The following is a 22,160-nucleotide window of genomic DNA, read 5'->3' as shown; positions in this document are numbered from 1 at the left end:
GATGAATCCGTCGAGAATGACTGATAGCGGCCATCGGAACTTGATGGACACGCCCCGGTTCCGGCGCGTAGATTTGCCGTCTACGCGGTCGGAGCGCACCATATGGCCGAAGCGCGAATTGAACGCCGGCTTGTTGCCATTCTCGCAGCCGATGTTGTGGGCTACTCCCGGCTAATGGGCACGGATGAGGTCGGTACGCTGGCAGCCTTGAAGGCGCACCGTCGAGAGGTCGTCGATCCAGCTCTAGCGGAGCATGGTGGCCGCATCGTCAAGACCATCGGCGATGGACTGCTGGTGGAATTCGCAAGCGTAGTTGACGCAGTGATCTGCGCTGTCGCTGTGCAGGCTAAGATGACCGAACGGAATGCGGACACGGGACCACAGATCACGTTTCGCGTCGGGATCAATATCGGTGACATTATCATTGAAAACGACGATATCTTTGGGGACGGCGTAAATATCGCAGCTCGCGTTGAGAGCGAGTGCCAACCGGGCGGAGTCTATCTTTCCGGTAGCGCATTTGATCAAGTCCGGGGCAAGACTGACTTTGCGTTTGATGACCTCGGCGAAAAATTGCTGAAGAATATAGACCGACCGGTCCGGCTCTATGGCGTGAGTCATCCTGGGCTTGCAGCTGGAAGGGTGGTCAGCGAGGGCGCCACCAAACCCCTAGCGTTGCCAGACAAGCCTTCCATCGCCGTTCTACCTTTCCAGAACATGAGCGGTGATCCGGAACAGGAGTATTTTGCAGACGGCGTCGTCGAGGAAACGATAACCGCGCTCTCGCGCTTCAAATCACTGTTCGTGATCGCGCGCAATTCGAGCTTTACCTACAAAGGCAAGGCGGTTGATATCAAGCAGGTTAGCCGTGAACTTGGCGTGCGCTACGTGCTCGAAGGCAGCGTGCGGAGATCAGCTTCTCGTGTCCGGATTACGGGCCAACTGATCGAGGGAATTACCGGTGCTCACATATGGGCGGATCGGTTCGAGGGTGGATCGATTGACATCTTCGACCTTCAGGATCAGTTCACGGAAAGCGTCGTCGGAGCAATCGCCCCGGCGATGGAGAAAGCCGAAATTGAACGTGCCAAGCGCAAGTCAACCGACAATCTTGACGCCCACGATCTTTATTTGCGTGGTTTGGCAAAGTTTTACCAGTGCATCATCTCGCCCAGCCTAGGGACCGGCGAGGAAGCGAGGGGCCTCTTTGCGAGCGCCTACGGCTTAGATCCCGGCTTCGCTGCGGCCTACGGATTTGCGGCTTCGTGCTACACGATTGCAAAAGCCAGCGGTTGGGGCTTAGGCAGTTCCGAGATTGTCGAAGTGAAGCGACTCGCACAGGCTGCAATCGCTTGCGGCCAAGAAGATGCGTTGGCGTTAGCCTTGAGCGGGTGGGCATTGGCGTATCTTGGCGGCGACCTGCAGTCCGGCTCCAGATTGATTGATCGCTCGCTTGTAATGAACCCCAATTTGGCGACCACATGGCACCACGGCGGGTGGATTAAGAATTGGTTGGGTGACCCGAAAGCAGGACTTGAGTGCTTCGAACGAGCAATGCGCTTGAGTCCTCTCGATCAACAAATTCTTCCAATGAAGGCAGGAGCTGCGCACTGCCTCTTTTATCAACAACGCTATGACGAAGCGGCATCGTTGGCTGCAGTTGTCCTGCAGGATGCTCCCAATGCTCAACCCCCGCTTCGTATCAGAGCAGCAAGTAGCGCGATGGCTGGTCGAACGGAAGAGGCCCGCGAAACCGTTTACCGTTTGCTGCAACTCTATCCCACATTGTGCGTCTCAAATCTGAAGGAAGTGCTAGGCCCTTACCGCCGCGAGGACGTAGCGCGGTATGAAGAAGCAATGAGGCGTGCGGGGCTGCCCGAATGAGCGTGAAATCACGAGCCGCGCTTTGGTGCAAATGAGTCAGCTAGTGGCCCATCGCGACATTTGCTGCGGTTGCACAAGGGCGGTCGGTGTCGGGGCGAACCGGACATCGACGAAGATTTATGAGCCCGCGCCCTAACGAGGCAGAGCGGACGCCGCGCCGGAAGCGGGCAGGGTGGCTGCCTCAGTCTCGCTCCTGCGATAGGGCACGCCGGCTGCATCGAGCACGGGATAGGCCACCGAGCAGATATGGGAGTGGATGCGGCGCAAATCGCGCAGCACGTCCAGATGCAGCGAGGTGGTCTCGATGGTCTCCGGGCGCCCCTCGCGCAGGCGATCGAGATGCCGCTCGACGGCGGCGAGCTCGGTGTTGCGCAGCGCCGACTTTTCCACCAGCAGCTTGCGCGCCTCGTTGGCATCGCCCGACATGAACACGCCGAAGGCGATGCGCAGCGAGTCCATCGTCCGCTTGTGGAAGGCCGCCAGCTCCTCGGCGCCCTCGGCCGAGAACTGGAAGCGGCGCTTGATCTTCTTGGTGGCGAGCTCGCTCAAATTCTTGTCGATGATGTCGCCGATATGCTCGAGATTGATGGCGAAAGAGATGATCTCCATCGCACGCCGACCTTCGCCCTCATCCAGGCTGCCGCGCGTCAGCTTCGTCACGTAGAGCTTGATGGACTCATCGAGGCTGTCGACGATGTTGTCCGTCTTCGAGACCTGGTCGACCAACGCGCGGTCGCCCGTCATCATCGCCGCCATCACCTTGCGCAGCATGACCTCGACGAGATCGCCCATCCGCAACGTTTCGCGAGCGGCATCCGCCAGCGCCAGGGAGGGGGTCTCGAGCGCCGTCTCGTCGAGATAGCGCGGACGGGCAGGATCTTCCTCCCGCACGCGATCGGGAAACAGCCAGGTCAGCAGGCGCGACAGGACATCGAGCAGCCCGATGAAGATCACTGCCGTTGCGATGTTGAAGGCCATATGGAAGGCGGCCGTCATCTTGGCGAGATCCGGCTGCCAGAGGTGCAGCTGGTCGGCGATCACCTGAAGAAATGGTAGAACCAGCGCGATCCCGGCCACGCGATTGATCAGGTTGCCGACCGGCAGACGATAGCTGGCCGGATCGTCGCGCCGCGCGCCTTCGAACACGGGATTGATCGCGCTGCCGAGATTGGCGCCGAGAACGAGCGCCAAGGCGGCGTAGGGCGAGATGAACTGGGAATAGGCCAGCGACATGATCAGAAGCACGCTGGCGACGCTCGAATGCACCGCCCAGGTGATAACCGCAGCGATGACGATGCAGAGCACCGGATCGCCTGTGATGGCCGACATCACGACGCGAACGCCGGGGGCATTCTCGGCTGGCGCCAGGGTATCCAGGAGAATGTGCAGCGACAGCAGCATCAGGCCGAGGCCGATCGAGACGCGGCCGATGTCCTTGATGCGCGAGCGGGGCCCCGAGCGGAAGGCGACGAGCCCCAGCACGAACAAGACGGGAGCTATGGCCGCGATGTTGAAGGACAGCACCTGCACGATCAGCGTGGTGCCGACATTGGCACCGAGCATGATGGCCAGCGCCGCGACCAGGCTGACGAGGCCTTCCGCCGCGAACGAACTCGTGATCAGCGCCGTCGCCGTGCTGCTCTGGAGCAGCGCGGTCAGCCCGAGCCCGGCCGCAAAGGCGCTGAAGCGGTTGCTCAGCGCTCGGCCGAGCAGCCGCCGCAGGTCGGGACCGAAGGCGCGCAAAATGCCGCTGTGGACCATATGCAGGCCCCACAGCAACAGCGCCACGCCGCCCATCAGGTCGAGCAGAACCATGCTTCCCATGCTCCGCGTCCTTCGGAATTGAGTCGAAGGGTCAGGCTATTCCCAAACGACCGCGGATCAACGATTTTGTTGCAACGCGCCGGCATCAACCTTTGTTGCGGCGCGTTTGCTAGGCGGGATGCCCGATCTCGAAGCTCAAATTGCCGCGTTGAAGGCAGCAAAGCCGCGATCGAGATCGGCCTTGAGATCCTCGACGCTCTCGAGCCCGATGTGCAGACGCAGCGTCGGGCCGCCCGGGGCCCATTTCGTTGCCGTGCGATAGCTGTCGCAGTCGAAGGGGATCGCAAGGCTCTCGAAGCCGCCCCAGGAATAGCCCATGCCGAACAGCTTGAGGCTGTCGAGCATGGCGTCGACCGCCTTCTGCGGCGCAGGCTTCAGGACGATGCTGAACAGGCCCGAGGCGCCGGTGAAGTCGCGCTTCCAGATGGCATGGCCGGGATCGGTCTCGAGCGCGGGATGGAGCACGCGCGCGACCTCGGGACGCGTGGCGAGCCAGCGCGCCACGTCGAGCCCAGAGCGATAGTGCTGCGCCAGCCGCACCGACAGCGTGCGCATGCCGCGCAGCGCGAGGAAGACGTCGTCGGGACCGGCGCAGACACCGAGCAGGCGGATGGCTTCAGTCACGAGCGGCCAGGCCCTGGCATTGGCGGAGATGGTGCCGAACATGATGTCGGAATGGCCGCCGATATATTTGGTCGCGGCCTGCATGCTGATGTCGACGCCCTGGTCGAGTGAGCGATGATAGAGTGGCGTCGCCCAGGTGTTGTCGTCGACGACGAACGCGTCACGGGCGTGCGCGACCTCGGCGATCGCGCGAATGTCCGGCATCTCGAAGGACTGCGAGCCCGGCGCTTCCACCAGCACCGCGCGCGTATTGGGCTTGAACAGGGCCTCGATGGCTGCACCGATCAGCGGATCGAAATAGGTGGTCTCGATGCCGTAGCGCGCGAGCAGGCCGTTGCAGAAATTGCGCGTGGGCCGATAGACGTTGTCGCAGACGAGCAGATGATCGCCCGCCTTCAGCACCGCGAGCAGGGTGGTGGTGATCGCAGCCAGGCCCGACGGCGCGATGCCGACGCCGGCGCAGTTCGGTCCCTCCAGCGCCATCAGCGTCTCCTGGAGCGCCTTTGTGGTGGGTGTGCCGTGGCGGCCATACTGGAACTCGCCGCGATGGGCGTGCAGGTCCCCGGCGGTCGGGTAGAGCACGGTCGAGCCGTGCACGACCGGCGGATTGACAAAACCCTTCTGCGCCTTGGTGTCGCGGCCGGAGGTCACCAGCCGGGTGTCTGGATGTTGCGAGAAGGGCTTTGCGCCCGCAGAAGAATCCATGCGTGTGCTTTCAAAATTGGGATTGTCGGCGCAGGGCATCCCCGCGCGGGGCGGCGGGCCGGCCGCAACTGGTAATAACAGATCACAGAAGAGTCCCGTCAACCCCTTGACCCGGCTCGCCAGTCGTTCTGTGATGCGCAGGTGCTATTCTGTCGCCGCATGTTGAGGGGCTTGCCGCGACCTTCGATCCACCGCCTGAGGGACCATGCCCGATAGCCTGGCGTCCAGAAGGTTTTCGGCAGGGGATCAACGGGGTTGGCCCACAGCTTGCACGACGTTCAGCGAAAGACGTTCAGCCAAAGACGTTCAGCGAAGCATGTTCGACGAACGTTCCCATACGCCCCTAGAGACGACCGCACGTCGCCCCCAAAAGCGACGCCCTTGAAAGGCTTCAACCCATGAAACGCGTAACTCTGGCTCTCACCCTTGCTCTCGCCGCCGGCCTGTCCGCCCCGGTCGCCCACGCGCAGACGCTCAAGACCATCAAGGACAGGGGCATGCTGTCCTGCGGCGTCAGCCAGGGCCTGCCGGGCTTCTCCTCGCCCGACGACAAGGGCAACTGGACCGGGATCGACGTCGATGTCTGCCGCGCGATCGCGGCCGCTGTGCTGAATGATCCGACCAAAATCAAATTCGTACCGCTGTCGGCCAAGGACCGCTTCACCGCGCTGCAATCCGGCGAAATCGACGTGCTGTCGCGCAACACCACCTGGACCGTCTCGCGCGACACCTCGCTCGGCGCCAACTTCACCGGCGTGACCTACTATGACGGCCAGGGCTTCATGGTGAAGAAGTCGCTCAAGGTCAATTCCGCGCTGGAGCTCAACAATGCCTCCGTTTGCGTCCAGACGGGCACGACCACCGAGCTGAATCTCGCGGACTACTTCAAAGCCAACAACATGAAGTACGAGGTGATTGCGTTCGGCACCATCGACGAAGCGATCAAGGCCTACGAGTCCGGGCGCTGCGACGTCTTCACCGATGATTCGTCCGGGCTCTATGCCAGTCGTTTGAAGCTCACGAACCCCGCCGATCACATCGTGCTGAACGAGATCATCTCGAAGGAGCCGCTGGGTCCGATGGTGCGCCACGGTGACGATCAATGGTTCGATATCGTGAAGTGGACGCTGTTTGCGATGGTCACGGCTGAGGAGCTCGGCATCACCCAGAAGAACGTTGACGAGATGGCGAAATCCGACAAGCCGGAGCTCAAGCGGGTGCTCGGCACCGATGGCAATCTCGGCGAACAGCTCGGCCTGACCAAGGACTGGGTCATCCGGATCGTGAAGGCGGTCGGCAACTATGGAGAAGCGTTCGATCGCAACGTCGGCGCCGGCTCACCGCTCGGCATCAGCCGCGGGATCAACAATCTCTGGACCAAGGGCGGTCTCCAGTACGCGCCGCCGATCCGCTGATCGACGAACCCGCAGGCCGCGGCGATGGGCATCGAGGCCCGGAAACCACCACCGCAAATCGCGCTGAAGCTCAAGCGGGCTCTCGGTGGCAAGGCAGGCTGGAGCGGCATGGCCGTCCAGCTTGTCTTCGGCGCGGTCCTCGCATGGATCGCTTACGAGATCATTTCCAATGCCCGTTCCAACCTGGAAACCCAGCACATCGCCGCGGGCTTCGGCTTCCTGCAGAACAGCGCGAGCTTCGACGTCAATCAGACCCTGATCTCCTATTCAGGGTCGGACACCTACTTCCGTGTGTTCCTGGTTGGCCTATTGAACACGCTTCTGGTCTCGGTGGTCGGCATCTTCTTCGCCACCGTGATCGGCTTTATCGTGGCACTCTGCCGGTTGTCGCCCAACTGGCTGGTGTCGCGAGTCGGCGGTCTCTATGTCGAGGCCATCCGCAACCTGCCGCTCCTGTTCCAGATCCTGTTCTGGTATCTCGCAGTGCTCGCGGCGTTGCCCGCGCCGCGGCAAAGCGTCTCGATCTTCGGCGCCTTCTTCCTCAACAATCGCGGCCTGATCGCGCCCTGGCCGGTGGGACAGGCCGGCTTGGTCCCGTTCCTGGTCATGCTCGGCCTCGGCATCGTCGGATCGCTGACGCTGAGGAGCGTTGCGCGGCGGGCGCTGTTCCAACGCGGGCAGGTAATCCGTATCTGGCCTTATGTGCTGACCGCCATCATTGGATTGCCGCTCGTCACGATGCTGATGTTCGGTCTGCCCTTTACCTTTGAACTGCCGCAGCTCAAGGGCTTCAACTTCGTCGGCGGCGCGCGGATCATTCCGGAATTCGTTGCCCTGACGGTGGGGCTTTCGACCTACACGGCGTCCTTCATCGCCGAGATCGTGCGCGCCGGCATTCTGTCGGTCCACAAGGGGCAGATGGAGGCGGGCTCCTCGCTGGGCTTGAGCCGGGGTGCGACGTTGCGGCTGATCGTGGTGCCGCAGGCCATGCGTGTCATCGTGCCGCCCCTGACCAATCAGTATCTCAACCTCACCAAGAACTCATCGCTTGCGGTCGCCATCGGATATCCCGATCTGGTCTCGGTGTTTGCCGGCACGGCGTTGAGCCAGACCGGACAGGCGATCGAGATCATCGCCATGACGATGGGCGTCTATCTCCTGACCTCGCTCATCACCAGCTTCATCATGAGCCTCTACGGCTGGCGCATCAACCGGAGCCTGGCGGCATGAGCGACATCACCGCGTCTTTCTTTGTTCGGCGGGACCTGGTGGCCGAGCGCCCCGCACCGGTGAAGACCTCTGGCTTCATCGGCTTCATACGCACGCGGCTGTTGAACTCGCCGACCAACATTCTGCTCACGATCCTTGGCCTGCTGCTGCTCTGGTATACCGTCATTCCCGCGATCCAGTTCCTGCTCGTCAATGCGGTGTGGAGCGGCAAGGACCGCACCGCATGCCTTGCCGAGAATGCTGGGCGTCCGGTCGGCGCCTGCTGGCCCTTTATCCAGGCAAAGCTGACGCAGCTGCTCTACGGTTTTTATCCGGAAGCCGAGCGCTGGCGGGTGAACGTGACCTTCGCGCTCGGCGCAATCCTGCTGCTGCCGTTGCTCATTCCGCGACTGCCGGCGAAGGGCTTGAACTCGGGCCTGTTCTTCGTCGCCTTTCCCGTGGTCGCGTTCTTCCTGCTGCACGGCGGCGGCATCGCAGGCTTCGGCGTAAGCTGGATCGCGGGCCTGTTGCAGCTCTTCGAGGACAGCATCACCGGAGCCGGTCAGTTGCTGGTCGGTCTCAGCAAGACGTCGGCGATCGGTCCGCTGCTCGCAGCGATCGGCGGCCTCATCGTGCTGATCGGGACTCTGATCTCGTGGGTGATCTTTCCGCTGACCTGGCTGCGCGATCATCTCCAGGCCTCCGGCTTGCCGATCTGGGGCGATCTCGTGGTCACGGCCATCGTCGTTTCGGCGATCATGTTTGTTCTCGGCGGCGGGCTGCGGACCGGCTGGCGGGCGCTGATCTCGAGTCTCGCCACGTTCGCCGGCATCGCGCTCATGATCAAGCTGATGGGACTGGATCGTGGCGGACTGCCGATCGTCGATACACGGCTGTGGGGCGGGTTGCTGGTGACGTTGGTTATCGCCATCACCGGGATCGTGGCGTCTCTGCCGATCGGCGTTGCGCTCGCGCTGGGGCGGCGCTCGACCATTCCGCTGATCCGAATCTTTTCGATCGCCTACATCGAGTTCTGGCGCGGCGTGCCGCTGATCACGGTGTTGTTCTTCGCGACCTACATGCTGCCCTTGTTTCTGCCCGGCAACTTCACGGTCGACGGGCTGGTGCGGGCACTGATCGGTGTGGCCCTGTTCACCGGCGCCTATCAGGCCGAAAACCTGCGCGGCGGGCTCGCCGCGGTGCCGCGCGGGCAGGGGGAGGCAGCTTCCGCATTGGGGCTGTCCTGGTGGAAGACGACCTCGCTGATCGTGCTGCCGCAGGCACTGCGCCACGTCATTCCTGCCATCGTCAACAGCTTCATCTCGCTTTTCAAGGACACCTCGCTGGTCTCGATCGTTGCGCTATTCGACCTGTTGGGATCGCTGAGGGCGTCGTTTGCAGACCCCGTCTGGACGACACCGACGACCGCCTTCACCGGCTTTGCCTTTATCGGCATCATCTATTTCATCTTCTGCTTTGGAATGTCGCGTTACTCGCTCTTCGTCGAGAACCGGCTCAACGCCCATCGCCGCAACTGAACGGGGTCACCATGTCCGCCAGCCCGATCGTCAAGATTTCCGGCCTCAACAAATGGTATGGCGACTTTCACGTCTTGCGCGACATCGATCTCGATGTCGAGAAGGGCGAGCGTATCGTGATCTGCGGCCCATCGGGCTCGGGCAAATCAACGCTGATCCGCTGCATCAACGCGCTGGAGGAGTTTCAGGAGGGCGAGATCGTCGTCGACGGCATCGAGCTCGGGCCGAACCTGAAGCACATCGACGCGGTGCGGCGCGAGGTCGGCATGGTGTTCCAGAGCTTCAATCTGTTCCCGCACCTCACAGTCCTCGACAATTGCACGCTGGCGCCGATCTGGGTGCGCAACATCCCCAAGAAGGATGCCGAGGCGACCGCGATGAAGTTCTTGGAGCGCGTGAAAATCCCGCACCAGGCCAACAAGTTTCCGGGCCAGATGTCGGGCGGCCAGCAGCAACGCGTCGCGATCGCGCGCGCGCTCACCATGAACCCGAAGGTGATGCTGTTTGACGAGCCGACCTCGGCGCTCGACCCCGAAATGGTCAAGGAGGTCCTCGACACCATGGTCGACCTCGCCAAGGAAGGCATGACCATGCTGGTCGTGACGCATGAAATGGGCTTTGCGAAGGAGGTCGCCAACCGCGTGGTGTTCATGGACGCCGGTCAGATCATCGAATCCAACACGCCGCAGGAATTCTTCGCCCATCCGCAGCACGCGCGCTCGCAGCTGTTCCTGAGCCAGATCTTGCGGTGATGCTGCAGGTGGGCAAAGGCGCATCGCGCCGTGCCCACCATCTCTCCACGATCGCGGCAGAAGTGGTGGGCACGCTTTGCCTTGCCCGCCCTGCGAGCCTCACACGAACGGCGGCTTGATGTTGCTGCGCTTCTCCAGCCAGGCCGGCACCGGCAGATTCTTGGCGCGCATGAAGTCCACATTGAACAGCTTGGACTGATAGCGGCTGCCGGAATCGGCGAGCACGGTGACGATGGTCTTGCCGGGCCCGAGCTTCTTGGCGAGGTGAACGGCACCGGCGATGTTCACTCCCGTCGAGCCGCCGAGGCAGAGGCCTTCGTGCTGGAGCAGATCGTAGATCAGGTTGACCGCTTCGTCGTCGGGAATGAGGAAGGCATCATCGACCTTCGCGGTCTCCACGATCGCGGTCGCGCGGTTCAGCCCGATGCCCTCGGTGATCGAGCCCCCCGGCGTCGCCTTGGGATCGCCGGTCCGGAAATACTCGTACATACCCGCGCCATGCGGATCGGCGCAGGCGATGGCGACGTTCTTGTTCTTCTCCTTCAGGTAGCGGCTGACGCCGGCGAGCGTGCCGCCGCTGCCGACCGAGCAAACGAAGCCGTCGACCTTGCCGCCAGTCTGCTCCCAGATCTCGGGGCCGGTGGATTCGAAATGCGCCTTGGCATTGTCGAGGTTGTTCCACTGGTCGGCGAACAGCACGCCGTTGGGCTCGCTCTTGCGCAGTTCGTCCGCGAGCCTGCGGCCGACATGCTGGTAGCTGTTGGGATTGGCGTAAGGCAGCGCCGGCACCTCGACGAGCTCGGCGCCGCACAGCTTCAGGAAATCCTTCTTCTCCTGGCTCTGCGTCTCCGGAATCACGATCAGCGTGCGATAGCCGCGCGCGCTTGCCACGACCGCAAGGCCAATGCCCGTGTTGCCTGCGGTTGCCTCGACCACGAGGCCGCCCGGCTTCAGTTCGCCGCGCTTCTCGGCCTCCAGGATCATCCATTTGCCGGCGCGGTCTTTCACGGACTGGCCGGGATTCATGAATTCGGCCTTGCCGAGAATGGTGCAGCCGGTCTGTTCGGATGCGCGCTTGAGCTTGATGAGGGGGGTGTTGCCGATGGCTTCGACAACGTCGTTTTTGATGGTCATGTCAGGCAATTACCGGCTGGTTCTGTGAGGTGATCGAGACCCTAAAGTAGGGTGTTCGGCCACACAAGGCGAGGGGCGCAGAGTCTTAATGCTGCTTTGCGAAGACGACCTGCCGAACGTCGATATTCCCGGAGAGGAAACCGGCCTCGCAATAAGAGAGATAGTACTCCCAAAGACGCCGGAACCGATCATCGAAGCCGAGTGGCACGAGGTTCGGCCAGGCGCTGCGGAAGTTATTTCGCCAGGTAGCAAGCGTCTTGGCATAATCTTGCCCAAAGATGCGCTCCCGGATGACGGGCACACCAAACGTCTCGCCCAGCGACTTGAGCACCGCGGGCGAGGGCAGCATGCCGCCGGGAAACACGTAGCGCTGGATGAAGTCGACCTCGCGCCGATAGGTCTGAAACAGCCCGTCCTGGATGGTGATGGCCTGGATGCCGGCAAGACCGCCCGGCAACAGGCGATCACGCAGCTGCGCGAAATATTTCGGCCAGAACTGCTCGCCGACGGCCTCGATCATCTCGATCGAGGCGATACGGTCATAGCGGTCGCGCTCATCGCGATAGTCCTGAAGGCGGATCTCGACCTTCTCGGCGAGACCGGCCTCCTGGATGCGCCTTTGCGCAAAGTCGCGCTGCTCGGTCGAGATCGTCAGCCCGACAACATGCGCACCAAAAGACTTGGCCGCGTATTCGGCAAAACCGCCCCAGCCGCAGCCGATCTCGAGCAGCTTCTGTCCCGGCTTGAGGTCGATCGCTTCGGCGAGCCGGCGATACTTGTTGGTCTGAGCCGCCGTGAGATCGGTGGTGTTGTCCTCGAACAGCGCCGAGGAATAGGTCATGCTCGGATCGAGCCATGCCGAATAGAAGGCATTGCCGATGTCGTAATGCGCATGGATGTTGCGCCGCGCCTGGCGCCTGGTGTTGCGGTTGAACCAGTGCCGGAGAACCTGGACGAGGCGCATCAGCGGCTTGTCGCGGAGCATGGCCTGGATCAGGTCGTGGTTGACGCAGAAGAGATAGAGGAACTGCGTGAGATCGGGCGTGTCCCAATCGCCGGCGAGATAGGCTTCCGCAATTCCGATATCGCCGGCATTGATGAGGCGGTGCGCGAAGCCGTAATTGTGCAGCCTCATCACCGCGTTCGGACCCGGCTCACAGCCGCCGAGCCGGATGATGCGGTCGTCGGGCAGGATCACGTCGAGCGTGCCGCGCCTCAGGCGTGAGCCGAAGGCGAGCGCGAGGCGGACCAGGCGCGGCAAGTCGGCGAGAACCGTCTCGACATTGTCGGGGGTGACCGGGATCGCATTCGACATCGGCATCACCTGAACTGGCACTGTCCGACCACTCAGGCGGCCGCGCCGATCCCGGTTCTTGCTGGACCCGAGAGCGCCCCCGCAGGCAGTCAGCCACCAATAGTATAAGCGCGCGTTTCGGCGGCCGCCAAGCCATCCGCTGCCGAGACACATTGCCGTCGAGCGTCCAAGTGGCAGGAGCATTAACGGCAGGCCCCTGCCGCTTGAAGTCGGACGAGCCACGGTGCGCTGCGGCGCAGGTTTCAGTGGAGGGCTGCCCCTCAGCGGCCGTCCTGATCCCGCTGTGGCGACAATGACACATGAAATGTTGGTAAGCTTGTTGTCTGCCGGGAGCGCATCGAAATGCGCGAAGGCCCTACAAAAATAGGCAAACCGGCATGTTTTGCAGCTTCGTGAAGCCCGTTTGCGGGGCGGGCTTCGCAGTTGCGGGACTGTCCGCCCCGGTCACGCCCCGCTAATATACGGCACGGTTCCTGGAAAGCATCACGCTGTGAACGAAACGGAGACCATACCTCAACTGACCCGCCGCGAATCGGTTAATCCGGCCGCGCGGTGGCAGTTGCGTCTGCCCGGCAGGGGGTGGATGTGACCCGAGAATTCCCGATGGTCGCCGTCCGGCGATCGTACGGTCGCGCATGTGAGCTGCTGGTTGGGCTGCCGGGCGCGGCCAGCCGGCTAGTGGCGTTTGCACTGGCACTGAGCTCCGCCGGCTGCGTGCTGACACAGGATTTGCCCGATCCGGCGCTCGACGTGCCCAGTCAATACAAATACGCCGGCAAGCCCGATGCGCCGCCCCCCCTCGACTGGTGGCGCGGCTTCCGGTCGACGGAGTTGACGCAATTGATGGAGGAGGCGCAGACCGTCAACCTGGACATCGCCGCCGCCGTCTCGCGCATCTTCGAGGCCGATGCCCAGGCGCGACAGGCCGGGGCAGCCCTGCTGCCGAGCCTGTCCGGCTCGGGATCGGAGACCTATTCCCGCACCTCCGGCTCCTCGTCCTCGGGTCTCACCAATGGCGGCCGCGAGGTCGTCAATTACTCGGCCTCGCTGAGCGCAAGCTACCAGCTCGATTTCTGGGGACAGAATCGGGACGCCCTCCAATCCGCCGAAGAGACCGCCCACGCCAACCGGTTCGATCGCGACGTCGTGGCGCTGACCACGCTCACCAGCGTCGCCAACGCCTATTTCCAGGTGCTGGCCTCGCAGGATCGCTTGCGCACCGCGCAAAGCAACATCGCCAGCGCCCAGCGTATCCTCGATGCCATCAAGGAACGGCGCAAGGCGGGCACGGGTACGGACCTCGACGTCGCGCAGCAGGAGAGCGTGCTGGCGAACCAGAAGGCGCTGGTGCCTCCGCTCCGGCAGACGCTCGACCAGAACATCAACGCGCTGGCCGTGTTGGTGTCACGCCCACGGGAGAGCGTGCGCGTCGCAGGCGGCTCGCTGAACCGGATCGCGATCCCGCGCGTCACGCCGGGGCTGCCGTCCGAGCTCTTGACGCAGCGCCCCGATATCCGCCGGCAGGAAGCGCAGCTGGCGTCTGCCACCGCCAATATCGGCAATGCCCGAGCGCAGTTCTTTCCGACCATCCAGCTCACCGGCAATGGCGGCTATCAGAGCTCGGCGCTGGTGTCGCTGTTCCAGCCGCACGCGGCCTTCTTCCAGCTCGTCGGCAGCGCGACGCAGCCGATCTTCGACGGCGGCAAGATTCTCGGCAATTTCGAGAATGCCAGGGCGCGCCAGGACGAGTTGCTCCAGACCTACCGGAAGACCGTCGTCCAGGCCTTCGCGGATGTCGACAACGCGCTGTATTCGATCAAGCAGACCACGATCAAGCTGCAGTTGCAGCGCGAGGTCGTCGCGGCGTCACGCCGCGCGTTCGATCTCGCCGAACAGCAATTGCGCGCCGGCACGGCCGACATCGTGACGGTGCTCAACACCCAGCTGACGCTTTTCCAGGCGGAAGACGCGCTGTCGCAGGCGCAACTCGCCCGCCTGCTGGCGATCGTCAGCCTGTATCAGGCATTGGGCGGCGGTTGGGAGCCGAGAATGGAGAAACCGGTCAATGCTCTTTAAGCCGGATACGAAGGAAGGCGCGAAGGACGAGGCGGGCAAGCGCAGCACGTCCCGGCGCGGCAGCCGCTTTGTTTCCACGCTGATCACGCTCGCGATCCTCGGCGGGCTTGGCTATTTCGGCTGGACCGCGTGGCACCAGAAGGCGGCGAATGACCGTAACGCGCGCCCCGATCTGCCCGTGCCGGTGCTGGCGGCGTCCCCGCGCATCCAGGACGTGCCGGTCTATCTCGACGGCGTCGGCGCGATCCGCGCGCTCAACACCGTCACCGTGCGCTCGCAGGTCGACGGCAAGCTGATCGCGGTGAATTTCATCGAAGGTCAGGACGTCAAGAAGGGCGACGTGCTCGCCGAGATCGATCCCGCGATCTATCAGGCGCAGTACGATCAGGCCGTGGCCAAGAAGGCGCAGGACCAGGCGCAGCTCGCCAACCAGCGCATCGACCTCACGCGCTACGAGCAGCTTGCTGCCTCCAACGCCGGCTCCAAGCAGCAGGCCGACACCCAGCGCGCGCTGGTCGCGCAGACCGAGGCGCTGGTCAAGGCCGACCAGGCCGCAATCGACAATGCGGCGGCGACGCTGAGCTACACCAAGATCGTGGCGCCGCTCTCCGGCCGCGCGGGTCTGCGCCAGGTCGACCAGGGCAACATCATCCATGCCTCCGACACCACGGGCCTCGTCGTCATCACGCAGTTGCAGCCGATCGCGGTGTGGTTCAGCCTCCCGCAGCAGCAGATCATGCGCGTCAACGCCGCCGCGTCGAAGGGTTCGTTGCCGGTCGACGTGTTCGGCAATGACGGAGTGACGGTGATCGACACCGGCAAGCTGACCGGCATCGACAACCAGGTCGATCCGACCACCGGTACGCTCAAGCTCAAGGCCGAATTCCCCAATGCCAGCTACCAGCTCTGGCCGGGGCAGTTCGTCAATGTCCGCCTCAAGGTCGAGACGCTGCCGAAGGCGCTGGTGGTGCCGACATCGGCCGTGCAGCGCGGGCCGATCGGGACATTCAGCTATGTGATCGGCGAGGGCGATATCGTCTCGGCAAAACCCGTTACGGTGACGCAGCAGAACGAGCATGAGGCGGTGATCGCGAGCGGCCTGTCGCCGACCGATCGCGTCGTCACCACGGGCTTTGCCAACCTCTCCGACGGCTCCAAGGTGATCGTCGGCCGCGACGACCAGGCGCCGTCGGCCGATCTAGCGCCGCGCAAGCGCACCCGCGCGCCGGATGCCCAGAAGGGCGGTCAAGCCAAGGATGGGCAGGCCAAAGACGGGGCGAAGGACTCGCAAGGCAAGGATGGCGAGCGCCGCGCCAAGCGACAGAGCGGCGAGGGCGACCAGAAAGGCCAGACCGGACCGGCACAGGGGGCAGATACATCGGGCAATGGAGCGAAGCAGCCATGACCCCGACCTCGACCGGCTGATCGCGTCATGGGCGTCTCCGAACCCTTCATTCGCCGGCCGATCGCGACCTCGCTGCTCGGCATCGCGCTGCTGATCGGCGGCGCGCTCGGCTATTTCTCGCTTCCGGTCTCGGCGTTGCCGCAGGTCGACTTCCCGACCGTGCAGGTGACGACGCAACTGCCCGGCGCGAGCCCCGACGTCATCGCCTCGCTCATTACCGCGCCGCTGGAGCGGCAGCTCGGCCAGATCCCGTCGCTGTCGTCAATGAACTCGACGAGCTCGTTCGGCGTCAGCCAGATCTCGCTGCAATTCGATCTCAACCGCGACATCGACGGCGCGACGCAGGACGTGCAGGCCGCTATCAACGCGGCCGCCGGCGTGCTGCCGAGGACGCTGCCTTATCCGCCGACCTACGCCAAGGTGAACCCGGCCGATGCGCCGGTGATGACGCTGGCGCTGCGCTCCGACACGATCTCGTTGCGGGTGATGAGCGACATCGCCGACACGATTTTGGCGCAGCGGCTGAGCCAGATTTCCGGCGTTGGCCGCGTCTCGGTGCTGGGCGGGCTGAAACCGGCGGTCCGCATCCAGGCCGACCTCGCCCGGCTTGCCGCCTACGGCATCGCCATGGAGGATCTTCGCAGCGCGATCTCCAATGCCAACGTCTCGGGCCCAAAGGGTTCGCTTGACGGCGCGCAGCAGTCCTACCTGATTGCGGCCAACGACCAGATCGCGGGGGCCGATGCCTACCGGCCGATCATCGTGGCCTACCGCAACGGCTCGCCCGTCACCGTCGGGGATATCGCGCAGATCGTCGACGGCCTGGAAAACGACCGGACCGGCGGTTGGTATCAGGGCACGCCGGCGGTGATCATCGACATCCAGCGCCAGCCCGGCGCCAACGTGATCGATGTGGTCAGCCAGATCCGGGCGGAGATCCCGAAGGTCCAGCGCGCGATCCCGGCCGGCGTGCACCTGACCATCGTCTCGGACCGGACCGTGACCATCCGCGCCTCCGTCCATGACGTGCAGTTCACGCTCGTCCTCGCCGTCGTGCTGGTGACGCTCGTCGTGCTCCTGTTCCTGCGCTCGCTGCGCGCAACCGTGATCGCCGGCGTCGCACTGCCGCTGTCGCTGATCACGAGCTTCGGCATCATGTATTTCGCCGGCTTCAGCCTCGACAATCTGTCGCTGATGGCGCTGACGATCGGCACGGGCTTCGTGGTCGACGATGCCATCGTGATGATCGAGAACATCGTCCGTCACATGGAGAACGGCGAGAGCGCGATGCAGGCTTCGCTCCGGGGCGCGAGCGAGATCGGCTTCACCGTCATCTCGCTGACGGTGTCGCTGATCGCCGTCTTCATCCCGCTTCTGTTCATGTCGGGTCTCGTGGGCCGGATGTTCCGGGAATTCGCGCTGACCCTGACGATCGCGGTGGTGACCTCGGCGGTGGTGTCGCTGACGCTGACGCCGATGATGTGCTCGCGCCTGCTCAAGCACGCCCATGAAGAGCTGGCGGTTCCAGGGCTCGCCGCGATCAGCCGCTTCATCGATCGCACCGTCGAGTTCTACCACAAGACCTTGCTGTGGGTTCTGGAGCACCAGCGTGCGACGCTGGTCGTGACGTTCGCCACGCTGGTCCTGACCCTCTTGATGTACATCGTCGCACCCAAGGGCTTTCTGCCGCTGCAGGATACGGCCTCGATCACGGCAGTGACGGAGGCCGGCGCAGACGTCTCGTTCGCCGAAATGCAGAAGCGGCAGACCGAGGCCGCCGATGCCATCAAGGCCGATCCCGACGTGGTCGGCGTCGTCTCGGTGATCGGGGCGGGGTCGGTCAACCCGACCACCAATGTCGGACGCCTCGTCATGACGCTCAAGCCGCGGGGCGAGCGGCGGGACGAGGTCAGCGTGGTCGTCGACAGGCTGAAGAGCAGGGTCGCCGCGATCCCTGGCATGACCGTGTACTTCCAGCCGGTCCAGGACGTGCAGATATCGACCCAGTCGAGCCGCTCGCAATATCAGTACACGCTGACCGGCACCGACGCGGCATCCGTCTCGGAATGGTCGCGAAAGCTGGTCGCCGAGATGCGGCGCGATCCTCTGTTCCGCGACGTATCATCGGAGGCGCAGGAAGGCGGCTTGCGCGCCCAGCTCGACATCGACCGGACCCGCGCCGGCCAGCTCGGCGTAAATCTGCAAGCCGTCACCGATACTCTGAATGACGCCTTCGCGCAGCGGCAGATATCCACCATCTACGGCCAGGCCAACCAGTACCGCGTGGTGCTCGAGGCGCTGCCGATGTATCAGCGCGATCCCTCGATCCTGTCGAAGCTCTATCTGCCGGGCGCGGCCAGCAGCACCGCCGGCACGCCGAACGCCCAGGTGCCGCTGTCGGCCGTGGCGACACTCACACGGACCACGGCACCGCTCGCGATCTCGCACCAGGCGCAATTTCCCGCCGTCTCGCTCAGCTTCAACCTGGCGCCCGGCGCAGCTCTCGGCGACGCGGTCGAGGCCGTGAAAGCGATCGAGACCCGCATCGGCATGCCCGGCAGCATCGTCGGCGTCTACGCGGGCGATGCCGCCGAATTCGCCAAGGCGCTCGCCGGGCAGCCCTGGCTGCTGCTTGCTGCCGTCATCACGATCTACATTGTGCTGGGCGTGCTCTATGAGAGCTACATCCATCCGATCACGATCCTGTCGACGCTGCCGTCCGCCGGCGTCGGCGCGATCCTGGCACTGGTCCTGTGCGGGCAGGACCTCTCCGTCATCGGCCTGATCGGCATCATTCTTCTGATGGGCATCGTCAAGAAGAACGCCATCATGATGATCGACTTCGCGCTGGAAGCCGAGCGGGGGCAGGGCATGGCGCCGACGGAGGCGATCGTTCAAGCCTGCCTGTTGCGCTTCCGTCCGATCATGATGACGACGCTGGCGGCGCTGTTCGGCGCGCTGCCGCTCGCGATCGAAAGCGGCACGGGCTCGGAGCTGCGCTTTCCGCTCGGCATCTCTATCATCGGTGGCCTGCTGCTCAGCCAATTGCTGACGCTCTACACCACGCCGGTGATCTATCTCGCGCTCGACCGGATCAATCGCCGCCTCGAACGCGCGCTGCCCCCGGTCGAGCCGGGGGGCCCGCCGGTTGCGGGCGCGACCGAGGGGATGTGAGATGGCATCGATCTCGGAGCCCTTCATCCGCAGGCCCGTCGCCACCACGCTGCTCTCGATCGGGCTGTTCCTCCTGGGTGTCGTGGCCTATGAGTTCCTGCCTGTCTCCTCGGTGCCGAACGTCGATTTTCCCGCTATCTTCGTCTCCGCGAGCCGCCCCGGCGCCGATCCTTCAGTTATGGCGGCAACCGTCGCCGCTCCGCTGGAGCGGCGTTTGGGTGAGATTGCCGGCATCAATCAGATCACCTCGACCAGTTCGCTCGGCATCAGCAATATTCAGCTGCAATTCAACATAGGCCGCGACATTGATCGCGCCGCACGCGACGTGCAGGCCGCCATCAACGCCTCTCTGGTGGACCTGCCGAGCGATCTGCCGGCGCTGCCGCGCTTCCGCAAGGCCAACACGGCGGGCGCGCCAGTCTACGTGCTGGCGCTGACCTCGAAAACTCTCACCACCAGTGCGATCTATGACGTCGCCGACACCGTGCTGGCCCAGCGCATCTCGCAAGTGCCGGGCGTTGGCAACGTGACGATCAGCGGCGCCGACCAGCCCGCGGTGCGCATCCAGCTCAATCCGGTCGCGCTGTCGAATGCGGGCATCGCCACCGACGATGTACGGACCGCGATCATCAATGCCAATCCGCTCGGCCCGGTCGGGATCTTCAACGGCGAGCGCCAGAGCGAGACGCTGGGGCTGAACCGGCAGATGCGGACCGCGCAGGAATTCCGCGACATCGTGATCAAGAGCGCGAACGGCAATTTCGTTCGGCTCTCCGATGTCGCCGAGATCGAGGACTCCGTCCGCAACGCCCGCTCGATCGCCTGGTTCAACAAGCAGCCGGCGGTGATCATGCAGATCACCAAGCAGGGCGATGCCAACGTCATCGACACCGTCGACCGCGTCAAGGCACTGATCCCCGAGCTGAAACAATGGATTCCGGCAGGCGTCGAGATTTCGACCCTGGTCGACCGCACCAGCACGATCCGCGCGAGCGTCGAGGACATGCAGTGGACGCTGCTTGCGACCGCCATCCTGGTGATGGTCGTGGTATTCGTGTTCCTGCGGCGGATCACGCCGACGATCGCGGCCGGCATCTCGGTGCCGCTGGCGCTCGCCGGCACCTGCGCGGGGATGTGGCTCGCGGGATTCTCGATCGACAACCTCTCATTGATGGCGCTCGCGATCTCGGTCGGATTCGTGGTCGACGACGCCATCGTGATGATCGAGAACATGTTCCGCAATCTCGAGCACGGCATGCGTCCGTTCCAGGCGGCGCAGGAGGGAGCGAAGCAGATCGGATTCACCGTGCTGTCGATCAGCCTGTCGCTGATCGCCGCGTTCACGCCGCTGATCTTCATGGACGGCATCGTCGGCCGGCTGCTGCGCGAGTTCTCGCTGACACTGACTTTTGCGATCGTGGTCTCGACGCTGGTCTCGCTCACGGTCACGCCGATGATCTGCGCTCACTACATCCGGCAGACCACATCGGACACGGCAACACTGTTCGACCGCGTCGTCGAAGGTTCGCTGTCGCGCATCGTCGCCTTCTATGCCCGAACCTTGCGCACGGGGCTCGAATTTCCCCTGCTGACCTTGCTCGTCTTCTTCGCCACCATCGCCCTGACGGTGACGCTCTACATCAAGATCCCCAAGGGTTATTTTCCGACCGACGATTCCGGTTTCGTCATCGGCGCAACGCGGGCGTCTGCCGATATCTCGTTCCAGTCGATGCTGGGCTTGCAGCAGCAGCTCGCCGACATCGTGATGGCCGATCCGGCCGTTGCCGGCATCGGCTCGGTGCTGGGTGGTGGCGGGTTCGGACCGGCCACCTCCAACCGCGGCACGATGTTCATCAGCCTGAAACCGCCGGCCGAGCGGAACTATGTCTCGACCGAGATCGTCATCGATCGCTTGCGCCGCAATCTGTACCGTGTCGCCGGCATTCGCCTGTTCATGTTCGCGGCACAAGACGTCCGCGCCGGCGGACGGCAGAGCGACTCGAACTACCAATATACATTGTCGAGCACCGATCTCGACCTGTTGCAGCAGTGGGCGCCGATCGTCGCCAAGCGAATGGAGACGGTCGAAGGCATCACCGACGTTTCCGCCGATCGCGATCCCGGCGGATTGCAGCTCACCCTGTCCATCGACCGCCAGAACGCCTCACGGCTCGGCGTCCGCGTACAGGACATCGACAATGCGCTGAACAACGCGTTTGCGCAGCGGCAGATCTCGATCATCTACACTCAGCGCAACCAGTACATGATCGTGCTCGAGACTGATCCGAAGTTCCAGGTCGATCCGTCCAATCTCGAGCGCATCTATGTCGCGGGCGCCAATGACGTGCAGGTGCCGTTGTCAACTGTGGTCCGCGCCCAGCGCGGGCTCGCCTCGCTCGCCGTATTTCACTCGCAAGGATTCCCTTCGACGACCGTGTCGTTCAACACCTTGCCGGACGTGCCGCTGCAGGTCGCGACCCAGAACATCCAGCGTGCGGTCGAGGAGCTGCACATGCCCGAAGGCATTCGCGGCAGCTTTGACGGCAACGCGGGTGATTTCGCCAGGACCAGCGGCCGCCAGCCGCTGCTGATCCTTGGCGCGCTGGTCGCGATGTATATCGTGCTCGGCGTGCTCTACGAGAGCCTTGCCCATCCGCTCACGATCATCTCGACCTTGCCATCTGCCGGATTGGGGGCGCTGCTCGCTCTCCAGCTCACCAACACGCCGCTGACGGTGATCGCCTTCGTCGGCATCATCCTCTTGATCGGCATCGTCAAGAAGAACGGCATCATGATGGTCGACTTCGCGCTCGACGCCGAGCGGCAGCGCGGCCTGTCGTCAGCGGATGCTATCTTCGAGGCGTGCCAGGTGCGCTTCCGCCCGATCCTGATGACGACGATGGCGGCGCTGTTCGCCGGCATTCCGCTGGTCATCGCGACGGGGCCCGGCACCGAACTGCGCCGGCCGCTCGGCATCACCATCATCGGCGGCCTGTTCGTCTCGCAGATCCTGACGCTCTACACGACGCCGGTGATCTATCTCTTGATCGATCGCCTGCGCCGTCGCTCCGAGCCGGGCGCATTGCATATGCCCGCGGAATAACG

13 protein-coding genes are annotated in these 22,160 nt (G+C 63.7%); 9 read left to right on the top strand and 4 right to left on the bottom strand.

Features of this window, described 5'->3' with window-relative positions:
* The first annotated feature begins 102 nt into the window (after positions 1-102).
* On the top strand, positions 103-1,884 hold the full coding sequence (locus ACV1FX_RS07610; RefSeq protein ID WP_473116929.1) for an adenylate/guanylate cyclase domain-containing protein: 1,782 nt from the start codon (positions 103-105) through the stop codon (positions 1,882-1,884).
* A gap of 132 nt (positions 1,885-2,016) precedes the next feature.
* Here ACV1FX_RS07610 and ACV1FX_RS07605 read toward each other — a convergent pair whose 3' ends face one another.
* On the bottom strand, positions 2,017-3,708 hold the full coding sequence (locus ACV1FX_RS07605; protein ID WP_473116928.1) for a Na/Pi cotransporter family protein: 1,692 nt from the start codon (positions 3,706-3,708) through the stop codon (positions 2,017-2,019).
* A 135-nt stretch (positions 3,709-3,843) separates the two neighbouring features.
* Positions 3,844-5,037: a cystathionine beta-lyase gene (gene metC, locus ACV1FX_RS07600; protein ID WP_473116927.1), complete on the bottom strand. Its 1,194-nt coding sequence runs from the start codon at positions 5,035-5,037 to the stop codon at positions 3,844-3,846.
* 398 nt (positions 5,038-5,435) lie between these two features.
* Between metC and ACV1FX_RS07595 the strand changes: the two genes are divergently transcribed.
* From ACV1FX_RS07595 to ACV1FX_RS07580, 4 genes are read left to right on the top strand one after another with little or no spacing between them, the layout of a single operon-like run.
* The gene (locus tag ACV1FX_RS07595) at positions 5,436-6,452 is read left to right on the top strand and encodes an amino acid ABC transporter substrate-binding protein (protein WP_473116926.1); all 1,017 of its coding nucleotides are present in this window, start codon (positions 5,436-5,438) and stop codon (positions 6,450-6,452) included.
* Positions 6,453-6,476: 24 nt separating this feature from the next.
* The gene (locus ACV1FX_RS07590) at positions 6,477-7,682 is read left to right on the top strand and encodes an amino acid ABC transporter permease (protein WP_473116925.1); all 1,206 of its coding nucleotides are present in this window, start codon (positions 6,477-6,479) and stop codon (positions 7,680-7,682) included.
* Positions 7,679-9,199 (top strand): amino acid ABC transporter permease, encoded by a 1,521-nt coding sequence (locus ACV1FX_RS07585; protein ID WP_473116924.1) that lies wholly within the window; start codon positions 7,679-7,681, stop codon positions 9,197-9,199. Before ACV1FX_RS07590 ends, ACV1FX_RS07585 begins: the two co-directional genes overlap by 4 nt.
* A gap of 11 nt (positions 9,200-9,210) precedes the next feature.
* On the top strand, positions 9,211-9,951 hold the full coding sequence (locus tag ACV1FX_RS07580; protein ID WP_473116923.1) for an amino acid ABC transporter ATP-binding protein: 741 nt from the start codon (positions 9,211-9,213) through the stop codon (positions 9,949-9,951).
* A 99-nt stretch (positions 9,952-10,050) separates the two neighbouring features.
* Here ACV1FX_RS07580 and ACV1FX_RS07575 read toward each other — a convergent pair whose 3' ends face one another.
* Together ACV1FX_RS07575 and ACV1FX_RS07570 are read right to left on the bottom strand one after the other, a co-directional pair.
* Entirely contained in the window at positions 10,051-11,085 is a 1,035-nt protein-coding gene (locus ACV1FX_RS07575) for a cysteine synthase A (protein ID WP_473116922.1), read from the bottom strand.
* An 85-nt stretch (positions 11,086-11,170) separates the two neighbouring features.
* The gene (locus tag ACV1FX_RS07570; protein ID WP_473116921.1) at positions 11,171-12,400 is read right to left on the bottom strand and encodes a class I SAM-dependent methyltransferase; all 1,230 of its coding nucleotides are present in this window, start codon (positions 12,398-12,400) and stop codon (positions 11,171-11,173) included.
* A 603-nt stretch (positions 12,401-13,003) separates the two neighbouring features.
* On the opposite strand from ACV1FX_RS07570, the gene ACV1FX_RS07565 reads away from it, so the two are divergent.
* The 4 genes from ACV1FX_RS07565 to ACV1FX_RS07550 are packed head-to-tail and all read left to right on the top strand — an operon-like array spanning position 13,004 to position 22,158.
* A complete protein-coding gene (locus ACV1FX_RS07565) occupies positions 13,004-14,476 on the top strand; it encodes an efflux transporter outer membrane subunit (protein WP_473117214.1) in 1,473 nt (490 codons plus the stop codon).
* The gene (locus tag ACV1FX_RS07560) at positions 14,466-15,881 is read left to right on the top strand and encodes an efflux RND transporter periplasmic adaptor subunit (protein WP_473116920.1); all 1,416 of its coding nucleotides are present in this window, start codon (positions 14,466-14,468) and stop codon (positions 15,879-15,881) included. Before ACV1FX_RS07565 ends, ACV1FX_RS07560 begins: the two co-directional genes overlap by 11 nt.
* A gap of 27 nt (positions 15,882-15,908) precedes the next feature.
* Positions 15,909-19,055, top strand: a complete 3,147-nt coding sequence (locus ACV1FX_RS07555; RefSeq protein WP_473116919.1) for an efflux RND transporter permease subunit — start codon at positions 15,909-15,911, stop codon at positions 19,053-19,055.
* A 1-nt stretch (position 19,056) separates the two neighbouring features.
* Positions 19,057-22,158, top strand: coding sequence for an efflux RND transporter permease subunit (locus ACV1FX_RS07550; RefSeq protein WP_473116918.1), 3,102 nt, complete (start codon positions 19,057-19,059; stop codon positions 22,156-22,158).
* The last annotated feature ends 2 nt before the right edge of the window (positions 22,159-22,160 follow it).

It is taken from the genome of Bradyrhizobium ingae (assembly GCF_055791185.1).
The sequence above is the reverse complement of the archived record's forward strand: the minus strand, read 5'-3'. Positions and strand labels throughout refer to the sequence as shown.